Origin of the sequence: Burkholderia sp. BCC1644, from assembly GCF_902833225.1 — a bacterium.
Lineage (GTDB): Bacteria > Pseudomonadota > Gammaproteobacteria > Burkholderiales > Burkholderiaceae > Burkholderia.
Genome location: NZ_CADFEI010000008.1, coordinates 318,150 through 338,504 on the forward strand (window position 1 = coordinate 318,150; position 20,355 = coordinate 338,504).

At 67.5% G+C, this 20,355-nt stretch carries 17 protein-coding genes; 11 read left to right on the forward strand and 6 right to left on the reverse strand.

Annotated elements, in window-relative coordinates; genetic code table 11:
- Window positions 1-34: 34 nt before the first annotated feature.
- From HWX87_RS18615 to HWX87_RS18635, 5 genes are all read left to right on the forward strand, one after another.
- Window positions 35-1,114 carry an aromatic ring-hydroxylating dioxygenase subunit alpha gene (locus HWX87_RS18615; protein ID WP_176048540.1) on the forward strand — a complete coding sequence of 360 codons (1,080 nt, stop codon included), beginning with the start codon at window positions 35-37 and terminating at the stop codon, window positions 1,112-1,114.
- The gene (locus HWX87_RS18620; protein WP_176048480.1) at window positions 1,111-2,076 is read left to right on the forward strand and encodes a PDR/VanB family oxidoreductase; all 966 of its coding nucleotides are present in this window, start codon (window positions 1,111-1,113) and stop codon (window positions 2,074-2,076) included. Before HWX87_RS18615 ends, HWX87_RS18620 begins: the two co-directional genes overlap by 4 nt.
- A gap of 56 nt (window positions 2,077-2,132) precedes the next feature.
- The gene (locus tag HWX87_RS18625; protein WP_176048481.1) at window positions 2,133-3,194 is read left to right on the forward strand and encodes a Rieske 2Fe-2S domain-containing protein; all 1,062 of its coding nucleotides are present in this window, start codon (window positions 2,133-2,135) and stop codon (window positions 3,192-3,194) included.
- A gap of 132 nt (window positions 3,195-3,326) precedes the next feature.
- Window positions 3,327-4,664, forward strand: coding sequence for an MFS transporter (locus HWX87_RS18630; protein ID WP_176048482.1), 1,338 nt, complete (start codon window positions 3,327-3,329; stop codon window positions 4,662-4,664).
- Window positions 4,665-4,765: 101 nt separating this feature from the next.
- Window positions 4,766-5,860 carry a porin gene (locus HWX87_RS18635; protein ID WP_176048483.1) on the forward strand — a complete coding sequence of 365 codons (1,095 nt, stop codon included), beginning with the start codon at window positions 4,766-4,768 and terminating at the stop codon, window positions 5,858-5,860.
- Between the two features lie 26 nt (window positions 5,861-5,886).
- Here HWX87_RS18635 and HWX87_RS18640 read toward each other — a convergent pair whose 3' ends face one another.
- On the reverse strand, window positions 5,887-6,333 hold the full coding sequence (locus HWX87_RS18640) for a hypothetical protein (protein ID WP_176048484.1): 447 nt from the start codon (window positions 6,331-6,333) through the stop codon (window positions 5,887-5,889).
- A 398-nt stretch (window positions 6,334-6,731) separates the two neighbouring features.
- On the opposite strand from HWX87_RS18640, the gene HWX87_RS18645 reads away from it, so the two are divergent.
- Window positions 6,732-8,900 carry a TonB-dependent siderophore receptor gene (locus tag HWX87_RS18645; RefSeq protein ID WP_176048485.1) on the forward strand — a complete coding sequence of 723 codons (2,169 nt, stop codon included), beginning with the start codon at window positions 6,732-6,734 and terminating at the stop codon, window positions 8,898-8,900.
- A gap of 34 nt (window positions 8,901-8,934) precedes the next feature.
- Here HWX87_RS18645 and HWX87_RS18650 read toward each other — a convergent pair whose 3' ends face one another.
- The 5 genes from HWX87_RS18650 to HWX87_RS18670 form a co-directional block, all read right to left on the reverse strand.
- Window positions 8,935-10,224 carry an MFS transporter gene (locus HWX87_RS18650; protein WP_176048486.1) on the reverse strand — a complete coding sequence of 430 codons (1,290 nt, stop codon included), beginning with the start codon at window positions 10,222-10,224 and terminating at the stop codon, window positions 8,935-8,937.
- 84 nt (window positions 10,225-10,308) lie between these two features.
- Complete coding sequence (gene yiaK / locus HWX87_RS18655) at window positions 10,309-11,343, reverse strand: 3-dehydro-L-gulonate 2-dehydrogenase (protein ID WP_176048487.1); 1,035 nt, start codon at window positions 11,341-11,343, stop codon at window positions 10,309-10,311.
- 104 nt (window positions 11,344-11,447) lie between these two features.
- The gene (locus HWX87_RS18660) at window positions 11,448-12,479 is read right to left on the reverse strand and encodes a Zn-dependent oxidoreductase (RefSeq protein ID WP_176048488.1); all 1,032 of its coding nucleotides are present in this window, start codon (window positions 12,477-12,479) and stop codon (window positions 11,448-11,450) included.
- Between the two features lie 29 nt (window positions 12,480-12,508).
- Entirely contained in the window at window positions 12,509-13,717 is a 1,209-nt protein-coding gene (gene manD / locus HWX87_RS18665) for a D-mannonate dehydratase ManD (RefSeq protein WP_176048489.1), read from the reverse strand.
- A gap of 21 nt (window positions 13,718-13,738) precedes the next feature.
- On the reverse strand, window positions 13,739-14,470 hold the full coding sequence (locus HWX87_RS18670) for a GntR family transcriptional regulator (RefSeq protein ID WP_176048490.1): 732 nt from the start codon (window positions 14,468-14,470) through the stop codon (window positions 13,739-13,741).
- 157 nt (window positions 14,471-14,627) lie between these two features.
- Here HWX87_RS18670 and HWX87_RS18675 point away from each other — a divergent pair, with 157 nt between their 5' ends.
- The 5 genes from HWX87_RS18675 to HWX87_RS18695 all read left to right on the forward strand — a co-directional run bounded on the left by HWX87_RS18675 (window position 14,628) and on the right by HWX87_RS18695 (window position 20,323).
- Window positions 14,628-16,091, forward strand: a complete 1,464-nt coding sequence (locus tag HWX87_RS18675) for a mannitol dehydrogenase family protein (protein WP_176048491.1) — start codon at window positions 14,628-14,630, stop codon at window positions 16,089-16,091.
- Between the two features lie 135 nt (window positions 16,092-16,226).
- The gene (locus tag HWX87_RS18680; RefSeq protein ID WP_176048492.1) at window positions 16,227-17,507 is read left to right on the forward strand and encodes an MFS transporter; all 1,281 of its coding nucleotides are present in this window, start codon (window positions 16,227-16,229) and stop codon (window positions 17,505-17,507) included.
- Window positions 17,508-17,712: 205 nt separating this feature from the next.
- The gene (locus HWX87_RS18685; protein WP_176048493.1) at window positions 17,713-18,504 is read left to right on the forward strand and encodes a transcriptional initiation protein Tat; all 792 of its coding nucleotides are present in this window, start codon (window positions 17,713-17,715) and stop codon (window positions 18,502-18,504) included.
- Between the two features lie 8 nt (window positions 18,505-18,512).
- Entirely contained in the window at window positions 18,513-19,568 is a 1,056-nt protein-coding gene (locus tag HWX87_RS18690) for a substrate-binding domain-containing protein (protein ID WP_176048494.1), read from the forward strand.
- 56 nt (window positions 19,569-19,624) lie between these two features.
- Window positions 19,625-20,323 carry a c-type cytochrome gene (locus HWX87_RS18695; protein ID WP_176048495.1) on the forward strand — a complete coding sequence of 233 codons (699 nt, stop codon included), beginning with the start codon at window positions 19,625-19,627 and terminating at the stop codon, window positions 20,321-20,323.
- Window positions 20,324-20,355 lie beyond the last annotated feature (32 nt).

Sequence of the window (20,355 nt, forward strand, 5' to 3'; positions counted from 1 at the left end):
TACCGGCGGCATCGACCTGAAGGAGACGACGAACGTGTTTCTCAAGAATGCTTGGTACGTGGCGTGCACACCCGATGAAATCGACGGCAAGCCGCTGGGCCGCAAGATCTGCAACGAGTCGATGGTGTTTTACCGCGCGGCGGACGGCCAGGTCGCCGCGCTCGAGGACTTCTGCCCGCACCGTGGCGCGCCGCTGTCGCTGGGATTCGTGCGCGACGGCGTACTGGTGTGCGGCTATCACGGGCTGGAAATGGGTTGCAACGGCAAGGCGGCCGGCATGCCGGGCCAGCGGGTCGGCGGCTTCCCGTCGATTCGCAGCTTTCCGGTGGTCGAGCGGTACGGATTCATCTGGGTCTGGCCGGGCGATGCGTCGGAAGCCGATCCGGCCAGGCTGCCCGCGCTGGCGTGGGCCGAGGATCCGGCCTGGGCGCACGGCGGCGGCCTGTATCACATCCGTTGCGACTACCGGCTGATGATCGACAACCTGATGGACCTCACGCACGAAACCTACGTGCATGCGACGAGCATCGGCCAGAAGGAAATCGACGAAGCGCCGCCGAAGACGACCAGCCACGGCGACGAAGTCGTCACGAGCCGCTTCATGGAGAACGTGATGCCGCCGCCGTTCTGGCAGATGGGGTTGCGCGGCAACGGCCTGGCCGACGACGTGCCGGTCGATCGCTGGCAGATCTGCCGCTTCACGCCGCCGAGCCACGTGATGATCGAGGTCGGCGTCGCGCATGCGGGCCACGGCGGCTACGACGCGCCGGCCGACCTGAAGGCATCGTCGATCGTGGTCGATTTCATCACGCCCGAGACGGATACCTCGATCTGGTACTTCTGGGGCATGGCGCGCAACTTCCGGCCCGACGATCACGCGTTGACCGCCGAGATCCGCGAAGGCCAGGGCAAGATCTTCGCCGAGGATCTCGAGATGCTCGAGCGCCAGCAGCTCAACCTGGAAAAGTGGCCCGACCGCAAGCTGCTCAAGCTCAACATCGACGCCGGCGGCGTGCTGTCGCGCAAGGTGATCGAGCGGCTGCTCGCCGACGAGAACGCATCGAGTCCGCAGCGGCCCGTGATCCCGGTTGCGCCTGTCAGGGAGGCGTCATGAGCGCCGCCACCCTGACGGTGCGGGTGGCCCGCAAATGGCAGGAAGCGCGCGACATCTGCGGCTTCGAATTCGTCAGCGATGACGGTTCGCCGTTGCCGCGCTTCGACGCCGGCGCCCATATCGACGTGCATCTGCCCGGCGGCTTCGTGCGCCAGTATTCGCTGTGCAACCACCCGGAGCGAGGGAATCGCTATCAGATCGCCGTGCTGCGCGATGCCGACGGCCGCGGCGGGTCGCGCGCCATTCACGACGAAGTCCGGCAAGGCGATACCGTGCGGATCGGCGTGCCGCGCAATCAATTTCCGCTCGCCCCCGATGCCCCGCACCACCTGTTGCTCGCGGGCGGAATCGGCGTCACGCCGATCCTCAGCATGGCGGAACGGTTGTTCTCGTCGGGCATGCCGTTCGACCTGCACTACTGCGCGCGCTCGACCGATCGCATGGCATTCGTCGAGCGCATCAACACAGCCGGGTTTCGCGATCGCACCCGCTTCCACGTCGACGACGGCGCCCCCGAGCAACGCTTCGACCTGGCCGCCGTGCTCGCCGCCGCGCCGGAAGGCACGCACCTGTACGTATGCGGCCCGCGCGGCTTCATGGACGCAGTGCTGAACGCCGCGCGCACGCGCAGCTGGGCCGAAGCGCGGCTGCACTACGAATTCTTCGGCGGCGCCGTGGCGTCGTCCGGCGCGGACCGTGCGTTCCAGGTCCGGATCGCGAGCAGCGGCAAGGTCATCGACGTGCCGGCCGAATGCACGGTCATCGCGGCGCTGGCGGCGAACGGCGTCGACGTGCTGACGTCGTGCGAGCAAGGCGTATGCGGCACCTGCGTGACGCGCGTGCTCGAAGGCGAGCCCGATCATCGCGATTCGTACCTCACCGAAGCGGAACAGGCGGCCGGCGACCAGTTCATGCCGTGCTGTTCGCGATCGCGAAGCGACCTGCTGGTACTCGATCTGTAGATCTGCAGACGGACCGCCCGACCCGCGGCGGCCAACCACAATACTGGAGACGATCAATGGAGCAACATGCCCGACCACCGATCAATACGACTCATTTCCCGATGGACCGCTGGTGGGTTGCCGCGCTGTCGTCCGAACTGACGGACAAACCCGTCGCCCGCACGCTGCTCGGCCGCCCGGTCGTCCTGTTCCGGTTGCCGTCCGGGGAAGTCGGCGCGCTGGAGGATCGCTGCTGCCACAAGTCGCTGCCGCTGTCGTGCGGCTCGCTCGAGGCGCGCGGCCTGCGCTGCGGCTATCACGGCCTGCTGTTCGACCGCGGCGGCGCATGCGTGGAGATTCCCGGCCAGGAGCGGATTCCGGCGAAAGCGTGCGTGTCGTCGTATCCGGTGCAGGAACAGGACGAGATCGTGTGGATCTGGATCGGCGCCGATGCGCACGCTCAACCGACAAGCGCGCCGCCGCGCTACGCGTTCCACACTGATCCGCAGTACCGGTTCGGCGGCGGCAACTACCATTACGACGCGCCGTATCAACTGATCCACGACAACCTGATGGACCTCAGCCACCTCGGCTACGTCCATCTGAAAACGATCGGCGGCAACGCGCAGCTGCACATGGGCGCGGAAACCCGCGTCGGCAGCGACGGCGACACGGTGACGCTGGTTCGCCTGATGCCGGATTCCGACCCGCCGCCGACCTACACCGCCGCATGGCCGTTCGCGGGCCGCGTCGATCGCTGGCAGGAAATCGAGTTTCACGTGTCGCACATCCGGATCTGGACCGGCGCGATGGACGCCGGCACCGGCGACCTGCACGATCCGGCGCGCGGCGGCTTTCACATGCGCGGCTTCCACGGCATCACGCCCGAGACGGAAACGACGACGCATTACTTCTGGACCGTCGCGACCAATCCGCAACACGACGTGGAACGCGTCGCGCAAACGGTCATCGAGCAATCCGCGGCGACGTTCGACGAGGACAAGACCGTGATCGAAGCGCAATACCGGAATCAGCTGCGCTTTCCGGCCGGCCGCCAGATCGACATTCACGTCGACGCGGGCCCCAATCGCGCGCGGCGCGTGATCGAGCGGCTGCTGCTGCAACCCGAACCCGCGTAAGCATCGCGCGGGCTGGCGGGCCCTGGGGTGGCGGCCGGCCCGCGCATTCGCATTCGCTTTCGTCCCCTTCTTTACCGTGGCTTCGATTCCATCCAATTTGATTAGTCATACTATTTTTCAAGGATCTTTGACGTGAGCGCAAGTATCCGCAATACGATCGACGAATCCCCGATGAGCGTGTTCCAGACGATGGCGGTCACGGCCTGCGTCGTGCTGAACATGCTCGACGGCTTCGACGTGCTGGCCATCGCGTTTGCCGCGCCGCATCTGGCGGCCGAATGGAAACTGAGCGGCAAGGAAATCGGCCTGCTGCTGAGTGCCGGGCTGGCCGGCATGGGTATCGGCTCGGTGCTGATCGCGCCGCTGGCCGACCGCGTCGGCCGCCGCCGCATCATCCTGCTCTGCCTCGCCGTGATCTCGACCGGGATGCTCGCCTGCGCGGCCACGCACAGCACGCTGCAACTCGCCATCGCGCGTGCGTACACGGGGCTCGGCATCGGCGGCATGCTGGCGAGCCTGACCGTCATCAGCGGCGAGTACGCGTCGAACAAATGGCGCAGCGCCGCGATCGGCATGCAGTCGACCGGCTATGCGATCGGCGCCACCGCCGGCGGCGTCATCGCCGGCTACCTGCTGTCGACGTGGGGATGGCGCAGCGTGTTCGCGTTCGGCGGCATCCTGACCTTGCTGTCGATCCCGATGGTGCTCGCGCTGTTGCCGGAATCGCTCGACTTCCTGCTGGCGCGGCGTCCGGACAACGCGCTGCAGAAAATCAACCGCATCCTCGCGAGAATGAAGCGCGCGCCGATCGACACGCTGCCGTCCTCCTTCATCGACTCGGCGAACCCCGCGTCGAGCTGGACAGCCGTGCTGCGCGCACCGCTTGCGCGCCGCACGATCGCATTGTGGATCGCGTTCTTCCTCGTGATGGGCAGCTTCTACTTCGTCGTGAGCTGGACGCCGAAGCTGCTGGTCCAGGCCGGGCTGTCGGCATCGCAGGGCGTAACCGGCGGCGTACTGCTCAACCTCGGCGGCATTGCGGGCGCGTCGCTCTTCAGCCTGCTGTCGACGTGGTTCGGCCTGCGCAACCTGCTCGGCGCGACGCTGCTGCTCGGCGGCGTACTGATGGTCGTGTTCGGCGCGAACACGGGCTCGCTCGGCATCGGAATGACCGTCGGCGTGTTCCTCGGCGCCGTGATCAATGCGTGCGTGGCCGGCATGTATGCGCTGTCGCCGACGCCGTACCCCGCCGAAATCCGCACGACCGGCATCGGCCTCGCGGTCGGCATCGGCCGCCTCGGCGCCATCCTGTCGCCGATGACGGTCGGTGCGCTGCTGGACGACGGCTGGTCCGTTTCCCACCTCTACCTCGCGTTCCTCGTGCCGATGGCCGGCGCGGCGATCGCCGTCGCCGTGGCGGGCACGCGTGCCGCGGCGCCGCGCAGGCAACGCGACCCGGCGATGTCGTAACACGCGACGCCCGCAGTCTTGCCGATACCCGTCGGCATCCCGGATACGTCCGGGCATTACAAAAATCAATAAGCATATCTACATACTGTTTGGAGACAGCCATGAAAACGAAACTGGGCGTCGCATTCGCGACGGCGATGGCGCTGGCCGGACCGGCTTGCGCACAAAGCAGCGTCACGCTGTACGGGATCATCGATACCGGCGTGTCCTACTACAACAACGCAGCGCACGGTGGATCGTTCACGGGCGTGCCGACGCTGACCGGCGAGGTGCCGTCACGGTGGGGGTTGAGAGGCACCGAGGATCTCGGCGGCGGCTACCAGGCCTTCTTCGTGCTCGAGAACGGCTTCCAGCCCGGCACCGGCGCGCTGAACTACGGCGGGCGCCTGTTCGGGCGACAGGCGAACGTCGGCGTGAACAGTCCGTTCGGCGCGCTGACCCTCGGCCGCCAGATGAACATGTCGATGATCGTGCTGACCAATGCCGACGTGATCGGCCCGTCGATTCACTCCATGGCGGATTTCGACTCCTATCTGCCGAACGCGCGCAGCGACAACGCGATCGGCTACAAGGGTACGTTCCACGGCGTGACGCTCGGCGCCACCTACAGCTTCGGCCGCGACGCAGCCGGGCCGGCGGGGCCATCAGCGACCGGCTGCGCCGGACAGGTGCCCGGCGACATCGTCGCTTGCCGCCAGTACACGGCGATGCTCGCGTACGACGCGAGCAATTTCGGGCTTGCCGCGTCGCACGACGTGATGCGCGGCGGCGGCGGTGCACTCGCGCCGCTGAACAATCCGGCGTACACCGACACGCGCGACATCGTCGCCGCCTACGTGAAGATCGGCCCCGCGAAACTGGGCGCCGGGTGGATCCGCCGCAACCTCGCGGCGGCCGAACACCTGCAGGCCGATATCGTGTTCGCCGGCGGCACGTACTATGCGACGCCCTACCTCGCGCTCGATCTCCAGGGCGTCCGCTACCTGCAACGCCGCGAGAACGGCGAAGGCGGCACGAATGCCACGCTGCTCGTCGGACGCGCGAACTATTTCCTGTCGAAGCGGACGACCGTCTATACGTCGGCGGGCTACATGTTCAACAGCAGGCTGGCCGCGAACGCGGTCGCCGCCGGCGGAACGGTCGGTACCGGGATGAACCAGCTCGGCGTGATGGCCGGCATCCAGCAGAAGTTCTGAACGCCGGACACCGCAGCAACGCATCCTCAATCGGCGAGCCGGCAATGCGAGAGCTTCAACCCCGGCAGCACCGGCGCGTCGATATAACCCTCGTTCACGCAACTGAAGCGGAAAGCAGCCGACGTGACGAACGGCTTGATCTCGCCGCCGGGGAATTTCGGCTTCAGCGCATCCTGGTCGGCCACGTCGAAATGCGTATCGAACTGCTCGCCGTCGGCCGTCAGCGCGCCGAAGTAGGTGCCGCCCGGGTCGCCGCCCATCCGGATCACGGCGCCGACGAACGCGAGGCGCTTGCCGTCGTACTTCGCCTTCGCGGCGGCCATGTCCTGCGTATAAGCCTCGATCACGGCGCCGTAATGCGCGGCGATCGCGGGTTCGGCGTCCGAAGCCGCGCAAGCGGCCTGGTGAACGCCCGCCAGCAGCGTGCATGCCGCAAGCGCGGCCGCCGCGAACGGCGCGGATATCTTTTTCAAGGTTGGTCTCCCGTCCAGCGTGGTGGTTGAAGTGATTGAAGCCCGGCGCAACGCCGGATGAATTCGCTTCCGTTGCTTTAATCGTTCGAATGGCGGAATACGGCTGCGATCACTTCGTCACCCGCATGGTCGTGCGCGATGCGTAGCGCCGCGCGGAACGCGACGTGACAGGAAGATGACATGGTGCGGCCCCCGGTTCTCTCATTGAATTTCACTGCGTCTGATTTTGGCCGCTACGGTAGCAGACGGCCGGCGGCCCGGCAACCGAAGCCCGTGCGCCGCTGGATATCGCTTTACAATTGCAAATGATTCTCATTACATATATCATGCGCAACCTGGCCGCAACAAAACGCCGCGGCCCGCGACACGATCCTTAGTACTCCATCCTGCCTCGATTCATGCCATCCCGTCGAACGCCCCGCCGCGCCCGGACCCTGCGTCCGTGGCACGCAAGCCTGCCTGCCCTGATCACCCTGTGCGCCGCGAGCGGCGCGCATGCGGCCAGCGCCGAACCCGTCACGCCCGCATCGACTCCCACGACGTCCGCCGGGCAAGAACTCCCGGCGATCAGCGTCAACGCATCGTCGGCCGTCGACCCGACGGTCGGTTACCAGCCGCGCACCACCAGCATCGCGGGCGGCGACGACCGTTCGCTGAAGGAGATTCCGCAATCGGTCGCGGTGGTCAGCAGCAGCGTGATGCAGGATCAGCAGGCGCGCTCGCTCGACGACGTGCTCGGCAACATCAGCGGCGTCACGCAGACGAACACGCTCGGCGGCACGCGCGACGCGTTCATCAAGCGCGGCTTCGGATCGAACAACGACGGCTCGGTGCTCGTCGACGGCGTGCGCACGCCGGTGCTGCACAGCTATCTCGCGACGATCGACCGCGTCGAGGTGCTGAAGGGCCCGGCCTCGCTGCTGTACGGGATGCAGGATCCCGGCGGCGTGATCAACCTCGTCACGCGCAAGCCGGAAGACACGTTCGGCGGCTCGATCTCCGCGTCGCGCACGAGCCACGGCGGCAGCAGCGCGCAGTTCGATCTCACGGGCCCGCTCGGCAAGCCGGGCCAGGTCGCGGGCGGCACGCTCGCGTTCCGGCTGACCGGCGAATACGACACGAGCCGCTACTGGCGCAGCTTCGGCCGCGAACGCAACGCGCTGATCGCGCCCGCGCTGTCCTGGCACGACGCGAACACGTCGATCGACGTCAGCTACCAGTACGTCGACTACACGATGCCGTTCGATCGCGGCACCGTGCTCGTGAACGGCCAGCTCGACGACGCGTTGCGCTATCGCCGCTACGAGGAAGCGTGGTCGCAGAGCAGCGGCATCCAGGAAACGCTGCGTACGCGCATCGAGCACCGCTTCTCCGATGCGTGGCGCGTGCGTGCGACCTACGGCTGGGGCCGCGATCGCTACGACCAGTACATCACCCGCGCGACCGCGTTCAACAGCAGGACCGGCGCGATGACGCGCTCGTCCGATGCGAACCTCGGACGCAACGATTCCGACCAGATCGCGACGCTCGGCCTGCTCGGCAACGTGACGCTCGCGGGGATGAACCACGCGATCTACATCGGCGGCGAATACGAGCGGCAGCGCAGCTTTCGCGGCGACACGATCCGCGGCAAGGCGACGACCGGCTTCAATCTCTACGATCCCGTATACGGCCTGCTCGCGGCGGGCGGCATACCCAACGCGAAGCAAAGCGATTCGCGCTCGGTCGTGCATGCGTACTCGACGATCGTGCAGGACTCGGTGAAGATCACCGAGCGCCTCACCGCGGTGGGCGGGCTGCGCTGGGAAAACTGGCAGCAGGAATCGGGAATGGGGCGGCCGTTCGTGTTCGCCGACCGCTCGCGCGGCAGCGTCTGGCTGCCGCAGTTCGGGCTTGCGTATGCGCTCACGCCGGCGCTGACCGCCTACGCGAACGTGAGCCGCTCGTTCAAGCCGAACGTCGCATCGAACGTCACCGCGCCGCTCGCGCCGGAATACGGCCGCGTGCTCGAAGCCGGCCTGAAGTTCAACCTGAAGCCCGGCATCACCGGCACGCTCGCGGCCTACCAGATCGACAAGCGCAACGTCGCGGTCACGGTCGGCGACATCACGTCGACCATCGGCACCGCGCGCTCGCGCGGGATCGAGCTAGACGTCGCCGGGCAGATCACGCGCCACCTGAGCGTGATCGGCAGCTATGCCTATACGAACGCGACCGATCGCGACAGCAACACGCCGCTCGTCAACGTCGCGCGCCACACGGGCAGCCTGTTCGCCGTGTACGACACGGCCATCGCAAACCTGCCCGGCCGCTGGCGCTTCGGCGGCGGTGCGCGCCTCGTCGGCGCACGCCCCGGCGACACGGGAAACAGCTTCACGCTGCCCGGCTACGTGACCGTCGACGCGTTCGCGGCGTACGAAACGACGATCGGCAAGTTCCCGACGCGCTTTCAGCTCAACGTGAAGAACCTGCTCGACAAGACCTACTACCCGTCGAGCAACAACAACCTGATCGTCGCGGTCGGTGAGCCGCGGCTCGTTACGCTGACGACGACGGTGTCGTTCTGATGGCCGCGACGCGCGACGACGTTCCGGTTCGGCACTATTCCGCCGTCGGCGGGCAGACCCGGTAAAACACGACGCTGCACAGCAAGAGGAAGCCCGCCAGGATGGTCATGCCGACCCGGAGGCCCGCGTAGCCGATGATCGTCGCGCCCAGGATGCCGGACAGGCTCCCGCACGCGTTGATCAGCGCGAAGCCGGCCGCCGCGGCCGGGCCGGACAGCACGCGCCCCGGCAGCGTCCAGTAGATCGGCATCAGCGACAGGATGCCGGACGTCGCGACCGTCAGCATCACCAGCGCGAGCCAGAAGCTGTCGTGCGCAACCGTCGCGACGAACAGGCCGATTGCGGCCAGCGCGACGGGCACCACACCGTGCCGGCGCAGCCGCCCGGATTGCTCTGCACGCTTCGCGTTCGCATACATGCAGATCGCGGCGACGCCGAACGGGATGGCCGTCAGCAGCCCGACGTTCAGGCTGTTCGCGACGCCGGCATCGTGAAACAGCGTCGGCATCCAGAACGTCAGGCCGTAGAACGCGGTGTTGAACAGGATCATCACGACGATCAGCGCGTAGATCTTCGGCGACCGGAACGCATCGGCCACGCGATGCGACTTGAAAGCCGCCTCCGTCGCGACGTTCGCCTCGATGATCTGCTTCTCGCGTGATGTGAGCCAGTCCACGTCGGCCGGCCGATTTCGCAGCAGCATCAGGATGACGACACCCAGCACCACCGACGGCAGCCCTTCCAGCAGGAACAGCCACTGCCATCCGCGGATGCCCGCCACACCGTTCATCGTCTCCATGATCGCGCCGGACAGCGGCGCACCGAACACGACGGCGATCGGCAACGCCATCAGGAACAGCGAGTACATGCCGCTTTGGCGCCGGGCCGGCAGCCACGTGTTCGTGTAGTACATCACGCCCGGCACGAAACCGGCCTCGCATACGCCCAGCAGGAATCGCAGCGAGTAGAACGCAGCCTCGTTCCGCGAGAAGACCATCAGGATCGACACGATCCCCCAGGTAACCATGATCCGGGCAATCCATGCCCGCGCGCCGACGCGCCGCAGGATCAGGTTGCTCGGAATCTCGAACAGCATGTAGCCCCAGAAGAACACGCTCGCCCCGAGTGCGAACGACGCATTCGTCAGCCCGAAGTCGGCCGCCATCTGCAATTTCGCGAAACCGATGTTGACGCGGTCGAGGTAGGACATGATGAAGCCGAGGAAGAACAGCGGAACGATCCTCAGTATCACCTTCCGGTACAGCGCATCTTCGTTGTGTGCCTCGATGCCTGCGTCCGGCGCAAGCGCGATATCCGCCCTCATGATCAGTTCTCCCGATGAAAACCAGCGTCCTTGCAGCGATGCGTTCGGTCCGTCAGTCCGTTCCGGTGTGCCGCCGTCGTCGCGTCAGGGGCGCGACGACGCCCGCCGCTCCGCGAGCGCGAGCACGTCGGCCCAGATCCCGTCGTCGACGGCGATGCCGTGCTGCCGCTGCGCGATCCGCGTGCGCAGTGCGCTCTGCCCCGGATAGAGCACTTCGTCGCTGTCTTCCGCGAGCGTGGACGTGTTCACGTAGTCCGCCACGCCGTCGGCCACGTGGTTCGTGAAGGCTTCGCCGCCGAGCTTGCGCGGGTCGATCACGATGAAGACCTGCGAGCACCCCGTACAGCTGCCCTGCTGAACTTCATCGATCCGGTTCGTCGCGAGCCCTTCGGACAGCACCGCCGCCAGCACGTCGAGCATGATCGCGAATCCCGATCCCTTCCAGTAGCCCATCGGCAGGATCCGCATCGACGCCTCGATCGGGCCGGGCTCGGCCGTCAATTTCCCGTCGCTGTCGAAGCCGGCGGGAAACGGCATGTGCTTCCCCTTGAGGCGGGTCGCCTGCAGCTTTCCGTACGAGTACTGCGACATCGCCATGTCGAGCACGATATGACCGCGCTCGCGCGGCACCGCCATCACGAACGGGTTGTTGCCGACGCGTGTGTTCTTGCCGCCCCAGCCGGGCATGCAGGATTCGGTGTTGGTCCAGCAGATCGCGATGTAGCCGCGCTCGGCCGCATGCCAGCCATAGGTGCCGCCCCGCATCCAGTGGGTCGCGTTGCGCATCGCCACGATGCCGACCCCTTGCGCGTCGGCGATCTCGATGGCCCGGTCGGTCGCGGAAAGCGCGTTGAGAATACCCGGGCCGCGGTTGCCGTCGCAGACTTCGATCGCACCGAATTGCTTGACGCGCGTGCGGGCTCCGTCAGGATTCACCCACCCCTTGCCGAGGTAGTCGACGAATCGCGCGACGCGATTGATACCGTGCGAATTGACGCCGTCGCAAGTCGATTCGGTATGTATCCGCGCGCAAATGTCGGCGTCGCGTTCGCGCATGCCGGCGTTCACGAGCGCCGCATGAATCGCACGCTGCATTTCCTCGAAGGCAATCCGGGTCACGATGCATGTCTCCTGATGTTGGATATCGATGTGTCCGATCCCGATCCTGCACTCGAAGCGGCCCGCGGGATTCGCGCCGCCCCGGCCATCGGCATGAACCGGTGTCAGCCGCCCGCGAAGTCGAGCAGGATCTTGCAGCTCTCCGCCGGATTGTGCTCGGCCATCTCGAACGCGTGCGCGACGTCGCGGAACCCTACCTTGTGCGTGACGATGTGCTCGGGCTGGATCAAGCCGCGGCCGATCCAGTCGATCACCTGCGGGAACATCGCGCAGTTGAGCCGCGACGCGGCCAGCGTCAGTTCCTTCTTCGTCAGCTCCGCCTGCACGATCGCGGACGGCTCCGACGAAAAACCGAGCACGCCGATCCGGCCGGCCGGCGCGGCGATCCTCACGGCCTCTTCCAGAATCGACGGATGGCAGACCGCATCGAAGATCAGCGTCGGGCCGCCGTCGACGCCGCGCTGTTCCAGCGCTTCAGGCAGCGACTCGACACTCGTGTTGATGATCTCGTCCTCCGCCGCACCGCATTTGCGCGCGAGCTGCAGCCGCGCATCGAGCCGGTCGGTGATGAATGCACGAATGCCGTACACGCGCTTGAGTACCTGCAGGATCGTCAGGCCGACCGTGCCCGCGCCGTAGATCAGCGCGACATCGCCCGGCAGCACGCCGGTCCGCGACGTCGCGTTCGCCGCCACCGCGAACGGCTCGACGATCGCCGCGCAGGTATCGGCGATCTCCGCCGGAATCCGGTAGGCATTGCCGGCCGGCACGCAGGTGTACTGACTGAACCCGCCGTCGCGATGCACGCCGAGCACGGTCAGGTGCCGGCACACGTTGCGCCGGCCGATCGTGCACGCATGACAGTGGCCGCAACTGATCACCGGATCGACCGCGACGGTCTCGCCGAGCCGCGCGGCGTCGACGCCCGCGCCGACCGACTCGATCGTCCCGACGAATTCGTGGCCGATGATGCGCGGGTACGACACGAACGGATTCTTGCCGTGAAAGATGTGCAGGTCCGAGCCGCAGATGCCCGCATAGCGGACCTTCACGCGCACTTCGCCGGCGGCGGGCACGGGCAGCGGCACCTCGCACACGCCCATGCTGTTCGGACGATCGACAACGACGCTCAACATTTCGGTTCTCTCCTTCGGATCTTCGTCGCTCACCAGTTCCACATCGAGCCGTCGCGCAACCGCGCGACCGGCAGGTATGCGCGTTCGTACGGATATTTCGCGGCCAGCGTCTCGTCGATGTCGACGCCGAGGCCCGGCACGTCGTCCATCACGAGATAGCCGTCGTCGAAGCGGTAGCTGTGCGGAAACACTTCATCGGTCAGCGCGCTGTGCGGCATCAGTTCCTGGATGCCGAAATTCGGCGCCCACAACCCGAAGTTCACGGCCGCCGCCATGCAGACCGGCGACAGGTCGGTCGCGCCATGAAAGCCGGTGCGCACCTGGTACATCGCCGCGTAGTCGGCAATGCGCCGCACGTGCGTGATCCCGCCCGCATGCACGATCGTCGCGCGGATGTAGTCGATCAGCTGGTCGCGGATCAGGTCCTTGCAGTCCCAGATCGAATTGAACACCTCGCCGACCGCGAGCGGCGTCGTCGTGTGCTGGCGGATCAGACGGAAGGCGTCCTGGTTCTCGGCGGGCGTCGCGTCTTCCAGCCAGAACAGGCGATGCGGCTCGAGATCGCGGCCGAGCCGCGCGGCCTCGATCGGCGTGAGCCGGTGATGCGCATCGTGCAGCAGGTGCGGCGCATCGCCGACCGCGTCGCGCACCTTGCGGAACAGTTCCGGCGTGTGGCGCAGATAGAGCGCGGTATCCCACGGCTCTTCAGGCGGCAGGCCCTTTTCGGCAGGTTCGTAGGCGCCCGCGGTCTTGCCGACGCCGTACACCTTGTCGAGCCCCGGCACGCCCGACTGCACGCGGATCGCGCGAAAGCCTTCCTCGATATGCGCGCGCACCGCGTCGACCGCTTCCTCGTGATCGCGCCCGTTCGCATGGCCGTACACCATCAGGCCGTCGCGGCTCTTGCCGCCGAGCAGCTGGTACACGGGCATGCCCGCGAGCTTGCCCTTGATGTCCCACAACGCCATGTCGATCGCGGCGATCGCCGTCATCGTCACGGGCCCGCGCCGCCAGTACGCGCCGCGATACAGGTACTGCCAGATGTCCTCGATGTTGCGCGGATCGCGGCCGACGAGGCACGGAAACACGTGGTCTTCCAGGTACGCGCGCACCGCGAGCTCGCGGCCGTTCAGCGTCGCGTCGCCGAGGCCATGGACGCCTTCGTCGGTCACGATCTTCACCGTCACGAAGTTCCGGCCCGGACACGTGACGATGGTCTGCAAGCGTTCGATTTTCACTGCGCTCCTCCAGCGGGCGTTTCAGTCGACAAAGTAATGGGGCGCGCGGCTGCGCACTTCCGGCAGATGCGAGCCGATCCGGTCGACGTGCGACGCGACCGATGCACCGAGCAGCGCCATGTTGCGCGACGCGATGTGCGCGAGGATCTGCTCGTGTTCCTGCAGCGCGCGGCGCGCGTGATCCTCGACACGATCGAGCAGCAGCCAGCGCACACGGTCGAACTGGCGCTTCATCGGCTGCAGCATTTCCCACACGTGCGGCCGGCCCGCGAACGCGAACATCCGACCGTGCATCGCCTCGTCGAGATCGAAGAACGCTTCGACGTCGCCCGCGGCCACCGCGTCGCGCTGCGCGTCGATGATCCGCGACAGCTCCGCGAGCTGCGCCGGCGTGATCTTTTGCGCGAGCTCGACGTGATTCGCGCATTCAAGCGTGCTGCGCGCGAAACGCCCTTCCTCGAGGATCGACACCGGAATCGGCGCGACCAGCGTGCCGACCTTCCGGATGATCTGCACGAGCCGCTCGTCGGCGAGCTGCGCGAACGCTTCGCGCACCGGCGTGCGGCTGACCTTGATCGTCGTGGAGATCACCGCCTCCGACAGCGCAGTGCGCGGCGGCAGCGCGCCGCGCACGATCGCGTGGCGCAGCAGCGCATGCACCTGCTCCGTATAGGACCGGCTCTCGTCCAGCGAGAACCCCTGTAACGCCGTGACCACGACGTCCGCTTCTTCCAGTGCTGCCGTTTCGCTCATGGTTGCGATTGATCCGACTCGATATCGATAACTACCATGGTACAGAAGCGATCGAATTCCAGCGATCTAGCGTTTACACCGATAACTTCGCCGATTAACTCGAAATAACCTGCATGCACTCCGCCATCTACCATGGTACAAACCGCAACCTATCGTCATGTCATCCGCCCCCGATTTCCTGCGCACCGCGCCGCCCGGCACGCGCCGCCCCGGTTATGACCGGCAGGCGGTCCGCACCGGCATCGTCCATCTCGGCCTCGGTGCATTCCATCGCGCCCACCAGGCGCTGCATACGGAAACGGTGCTCGAACAGGGCGACCTGCGCTGGGGGATCGTCGGCGTCGAGCTGCGGCGGCGTCATACCGTCGACCTGCTGGCCGCCCAGGATCACCTGTACACGGTGACGGAACGCGACGGCGACGGCGCGCGCACGCGAATCGTCGGCGCGGTGCACGGCGCGCTGTTCGCGCCCGACTCCCTGCCTGCGCTGCTTGCGCTGATCGCCGATCCGGCCGTGTCGATCGTCAGCCTGACCGTGACCGAGAAAGGTTATTGCCGCCGTCCCGGCGGCGGTCTCGATGCCGACGACCCCGCGATTCGCGAGGATCTCGCGACGCCCGCCGCCCCGCGCACCGCGCTCGGCGTGATCGCCGCCGGCCTGCGTCTGCGGCCGGCGAACGCGCCGCTCACCGTCGTCTGCTGCGACAACATGACGTCGAACGGCGACACGCTGCGCGCGCTGCTGATCGACTACGCGGAACGCATCGACGGCACGCTCGCACGCCGCATCCGCGACGACGTCGCATTTCCGAACAGCATGGTCGACCGGATCGTGCCGGCCGCAACACCCGAATCGCTCGATTGGGCGCACGCGCATCTCGGTGCGCACGACGCGGCCGCGATCGTCTGCGAGCCGTTCTCGCAATGGGTGATCGAGGATCGCTTCGCCGGCCCGCGCCCGCGCTGGGAAGATGCCGGCGCGCACCTCGTCGGCGACGTGAAGCCATACGAAACGATGAAGCTGCGGCTACTGAACGGGTCGCATTCGGCCATCGCGTACGCGGGGCAGTTGCGCGGACGCGCGACCGTGTCCGACGCGATGGCCGATCCTGCGATCGCGGCGCTCGTCGACGGCGTGATGACGCGCGACCTGCTCGCGACCGTCGACGTGCCGTCCGGTTACGACGCGCACGGTTATTGCGCGACGCTCGTGCGGCGCTTCCGCAATCCGACGCTCGCGCATCGCACCGAACAGATCGCGATGGACGGCACGCAGAAAGTGCCGCTGCGCTGGCTGCCGGCGCTTCGCGAAAGCGCGGCGGCCGGCGTCGAACGTCCGTATCTGGAACGCGCGCTGGCGCTCTGGTTGCACTCCCTCGCCAGCGCGCGCGACGAATCGGGCCGGCCGCTGACGATCAGCGATCCTGGCGCGGCCGCGCTCGGCGCTGCGCTGTCGGCGGCCGGCACTGCGGCCGGCGCGGTTCGGGCCGCGCTCGGCAGCCCCGCGCTCGCCGGTTCGGCCGCGTGGCCCGACGCATTGATCGTGCGCGTCGGTACGCATCTGTCGACGCTGCGCGAGCACGGCACCGATGCGTTGCTCGCACCGTTGTACGCGCGCTGAACGACCGCGCGCCCCGGTTCGCAGCCGCCCGACGCGAACCGCGCAACACCCCTGCCCGCCGGCGCGGATACCGCCGCGGCGAACGATCGGCAAGACAACCATGACGGCCGGCCCACCGGCACGAAGGAGACAGACATGAAGCAGAAGTCGCAGGCATGGTTCACGGTATTCCTGCTGTTCCTGGTGTATGGCATCAACTACCTCGACCGCGTCGCGCTGTCGATCGTCGCACCGATCGTGCAGACCGATCTCGGTATCGACGCCGCCCAGATGGGGCTCGTGTTCAGCACGTTCTTCATCGGCTACGCGCTGTTCAATTTCATCGGCGGACTCGCGTCCGACCGGCTCGGGCCGAAGCTCGTGTACGTGCTGTCGGTCGGGTTGTGGTCGGTGTTCTGCGGGATGACCGCGCTCACCGTCGGCTTCGTGAGCCTGCTGATCGTGCGACTGCTGTTCGGCATGGCCGAAGGGCCGCTGTGCTCGGCCGCGAACAAGATGGTCAACAACTGGCTGCCGCGTGATGCCGCCGCAACCGCGATGGGCCTGCTCAGCGCCGGCTCGCCGCTCGGCGGCGCGATCGCCGGGCCGATCGTCGGCCTGCTGGCCGCGCAGTTCGGCTGGCGGCCGGCCTTCTGGATCGTGTGCGCGATCGGGCTCGCCTGGGTCGTCGTGTGGATGATGTCGACGTCGGATCGTCCGGCCACGCCGGTGAGCGACGCGTCGCGCGCGCCCACCGCAACGCTCGCCACATCGATCGCGGCAGACGCGGCAACGCCCGCGCACACGCTGTCGCACTACGTGCGCCAGCCGCGCATCCTCGCGACCGCGGCCGCGTTCTTCAGCTACAACTACGTGCTGTTCTTCTTCCTGAGCTGGTTCCCGAGTTACCTCGTGCGTGCGCATCACCTGAACATCAAGGAGATGAGCGTGGCCACCGTCGTACCCTGGCTCGTCGGTACGGTCGGCCTCGCGTGCGGCGGCGCGATCTCGGATGCGCTCTACCGGCTCACCGGCAACCTGCTGCTGTCGCGCCGGATCGTGCTCGTCACCTGCCTGCTCGGCGCCGGCACGTGCGTGGCCGTCGCGGGCGCCGTGCAGTCGACGCAAGGCGCGGTCGCGCTGATGTCCGTGTCGCTGTTCTTCCTGTACGTGACGGGCGCGATCTACTGGGCCATCGTGCAGGACGTCGTGCATCCGGGCCGCGTCGGCGGCGTCAGCGGTTTTCTGCATTGCATGGGCAGCCTGTCGGGCGTGATCGGCCCGGCCGTGACGGGTTTCATCGTCGAACGCAGCGGTTCGTTCACATCGGCGTTCGTGCTGGCCGGTGCGATCGCACTCGCGGGCGCGGTGCTGGCCGGCGTGTTCGTGCGCGATGCCCGGCCGTCGGAAGTCCTGCGCGAACGCCCCGCGCATTGACGTCGTACCGGGGCGGTCAGCATCGCGACGCCGCGCCGCCCGGCGTCGCGCCCGCCCCGTCAATCATCAGACCTTCGAATATCTCCCATCCGATATCGCGATTTCCGGGATCGATCGCGCGCCTCTAGACTGGCTACGCGATAGTGAAGCCGCGCCGCCGCAGGCAACGCGCGCCCCCCACAAAAACGATTCCGGGAGATAAGCCATGTCCGACCGGCAGGCGCGCCGAGGCGCGCTCAAGACACTCGGCCTCGCGGCCGGCACCGCGCTGCTCGCCGCCACGCGCCGGGCTCACGCCGCGGTGCCCGACACCGCCACGCTGCTGCCCGGCGGCGCCGAGCACCTCGCCGACCTCACGCGCCGCCTCGCGGCCGCACCGAGACGACGCGATTTCAAGACGGTGCCGATGATCCTCGAGCACCCCGACCAGTGGGATCACGCGGCACTCGCCGAAGTGATCGGCTATCGCGGCGGCCCGAAGCAGGTGTGGGACAACACCGAACTCGGCGGCCCGTGGCTGAACCTGATGCGCAACTCACTGAACGCGCAGATCTGGTCGTACCGCCATCCGGATTTCCTCGTCGTGTCGGCCACGCACGGCAGCGCGCATCTCGCGCTGTTCGACCAGGCCGCGTGGGACAAATACGGTCTCGCGAAATTCGCCGGCGCCGCGTTCCCGGCCAACACGCTGCTCGACGCAAAGCCCGCGCAATCGAAAGGCGTGCAAGACCATGAAGCGCCCGACGGCGCATTCTCGTCGCATGACAACAGCCTCGCCGCGCTGCAGCAGCGCGGCGTCGTGTTCCTGTCGTGCCACAACGCGATCTGGGAACTCGCGGAACGGCTCGACGGCGCGAACGCGAACCCCGACAAGCTGCCGCTCGACGCGCTCGCGGCCGACCTGACCAACCACGTGATCCCGTCGGCAATCGTCACGCCGGGCGCGGTCGGCACGCTGCCCGAGTTGCAGCAGGCCGGTTTCACGTACGCGAAATGAGCGCCGCGATGACACCGATCCACACCAAACCGAAATTGCAATCGCCTTTGCGCCGCCGCCGGCGCGCGCTGCGGGCCGCGCTGGCGGCCTGGCTGTGCGGCGTGTCGGCGCTCGCGCTCGCCGCCACCGACGCGACCGTCTTTCCGCCCTGGCAGGACGGCCGCAACAACGATGCGATCCATCGCGGCCTCGAATTCACGGTGCCGCAGGTCGACGTGCTCGCCGATTTCCACGGCGACCTCACCGCACCGAAGCTCGTGCTGTACGTCGGCGGCAACTACTTCTTCGCGATGGCGCCGCTCGTCGCGAAGTTCGAGGAAGACCATCCCGAGTACCGCGGCCGCATCTACTGGGAAACGATCCCGCCCGGGCTGCTCGTGAAGCAGATCCAGGCGGGCGGCACGATCACCGTCGGCAACATGACGTGGACGGTCAAGCCCGACGCGTATTTCGCGGGGCTCGGCAAGATCAACGGCCTGATCGCGGACGGCACGCTCGCGGGCCCGGCCGTGCCGTACGTGACGAACCAGCTGACGATCATGGTGCGCGCCGGCAACCCGAAGCGCATCGCGTCGCTGAACGATCTCGCGCGGGCCGACGTGAAGCTCGCGATGCCGAACCCGGCATTCGAAGGCGTCGCGCGACAGATCCGCGCGTCGCTCGTGAAGGCCGGCGGCGACCCGCTCGCACGCGCCGTCTACGACGACAAGGTGCATGCCGGCACGACCGAACTCACGCACATCCATCATCGGGAAACCGCGCTGTTCCTGATGCAGGGGCGCGCGGACGCGGGCGTGCTGTGGCAATCCGAAGCGGCGTTCCAGGAACAGGTCGGGCATCCGCTGATGCACATCGACATTCCGGCCGCGCAGAATACGACGGCGATCTATGCCGGCGCGATGGTGAAGGACGCGCCGCATCCGGAAGCCGCGCGCGCGTGGCTGGCGTTCATCCGGTCGCCGGAAGCGTTCCGGATCTTCGAGCGCTACGGGTTCGGCCGATACGATGCGACGCGGCCGACGCAGCACCTCGCGCCGCAGCAGGACGGGCCCGCCGCCGGCTGACGGCCGGTCGCGCCACCGCACGGGGCGTACACCACATACAACAAGGAGGGGGACACGTGAACGATACGGTCGAGACACCGCGAGAACCATCGCGACGCCGGTTCGCGCCGCTGCTGCTCGCCGCGGCCGCGCTGTTCGCCGGCCACGCGCACGCGGAGGACGCAACGTCCGGCAAGACGATCGCGACTCAGGGCACGGCGACGGGCGTCGCCGCCTGCATCGGCTGCCACGGCAGTCAGGGCGAAGGCAACGCGGCGGCCGGCTTCCCGCGCCTCGCGGGCACGAATGCAGCGTACCTGTCCGCGCAGCTTGCCGCGTTCGCGGACGGCAGCCGCCAGAACCCGGTCATGCAGCCGCTCTCGAAACTGCTGTCGCCGCACGAGCGCGACGCCGTCTCCGCGTACTTCGCGAGCCTGCCCGCGCCGGCCGGCGTCTTCACGCCCGACGATGCGTCGATCGATCCGACGAACACCGGCGCGTGGCTCGCCACGCGCGGGCGCTGGTCGCAGGGCCTGCCCGCGTGCGCCCAATGTCACGGCCCCGGCGGCCTCGGCGTCGGCACCGCGTTTCCGCCGCTCGCGGGCCAGCCGGCCGCGTATGTCGCCGGCCAGTTGAACGGCTGGAAACACGGCACGCGTCCGCCCGGGCCAATGGGATTGATGCCGATGATCGCCGGCAAGCTGTCCGACGCCGACATCGACGCGGTGGCCGCCTACTATGCGCGCGGCGGCACCGCACAAGGAGACAAGCGATGATCGACCGCACGACGCTGATCCGCCACGCCCGC

What these genes read in the sequence shown, in the direction of transcription:
- HWX87_RS18670 (WP_176048490.1), bottom strand. Translation starts at nt 14,470, where the DNA reads ATGAGCGAAACGGCAGCACTGGAAGAAGCGGACGTCGTGGTCACGGCG.
- HWX87_RS18690 (WP_176048494.1), top strand. Translation starts at nt 18,513, where the DNA reads ATGACACCGATCCACACCAAACCGAAATTGCAATCGCCTTTGCGCCGC.
- HWX87_RS18645 (WP_176048485.1), top strand. Translation starts at nt 6,732, where the DNA reads ATGCCATCCCGTCGAACGCCCCGCCGCGCCCGGACCCTGCGTCCGTGG.
- HWX87_RS18660 (WP_176048488.1), bottom strand. Translation starts at nt 12,479, where the DNA reads ATGTTGAGCGTCGTTGTCGATCGTCCGAACAGCATGGGCGTGTGCGAG.
- HWX87_RS18625 (WP_176048481.1), top strand. Translation starts at nt 2,133, where the DNA reads ATGGAGCAACATGCCCGACCACCGATCAATACGACTCATTTCCCGATG.
- HWX87_RS18620 (WP_176048480.1), top strand. Translation starts at nt 1,111, where the DNA reads ATGAGCGCCGCCACCCTGACGGTGCGGGTGGCCCGCAAATGGCAGGAA.
- HWX87_RS18675 (WP_176048491.1), top strand. Translation starts at nt 14,628, where the DNA reads ATGTCATCCGCCCCCGATTTCCTGCGCACCGCGCCGCCCGGCACGCGC.
- HWX87_RS18650 (WP_176048486.1), bottom strand. Translation starts at nt 10,224, where the DNA reads ATGAGGGCGGATATCGCGCTTGCGCCGGACGCAGGCATCGAGGCACAC.
- HWX87_RS18685 (WP_176048493.1), top strand. Translation starts at nt 17,713, where the DNA reads ATGTCCGACCGGCAGGCGCGCCGAGGCGCGCTCAAGACACTCGGCCTC.
- HWX87_RS18635 (WP_176048483.1), top strand. Translation starts at nt 4,766, where the DNA reads ATGAAAACGAAACTGGGCGTCGCATTCGCGACGGCGATGGCGCTGGCC.
- HWX87_RS18680 (WP_176048492.1), top strand. Translation starts at nt 16,227, where the DNA reads ATGAAGCAGAAGTCGCAGGCATGGTTCACGGTATTCCTGCTGTTCCTG.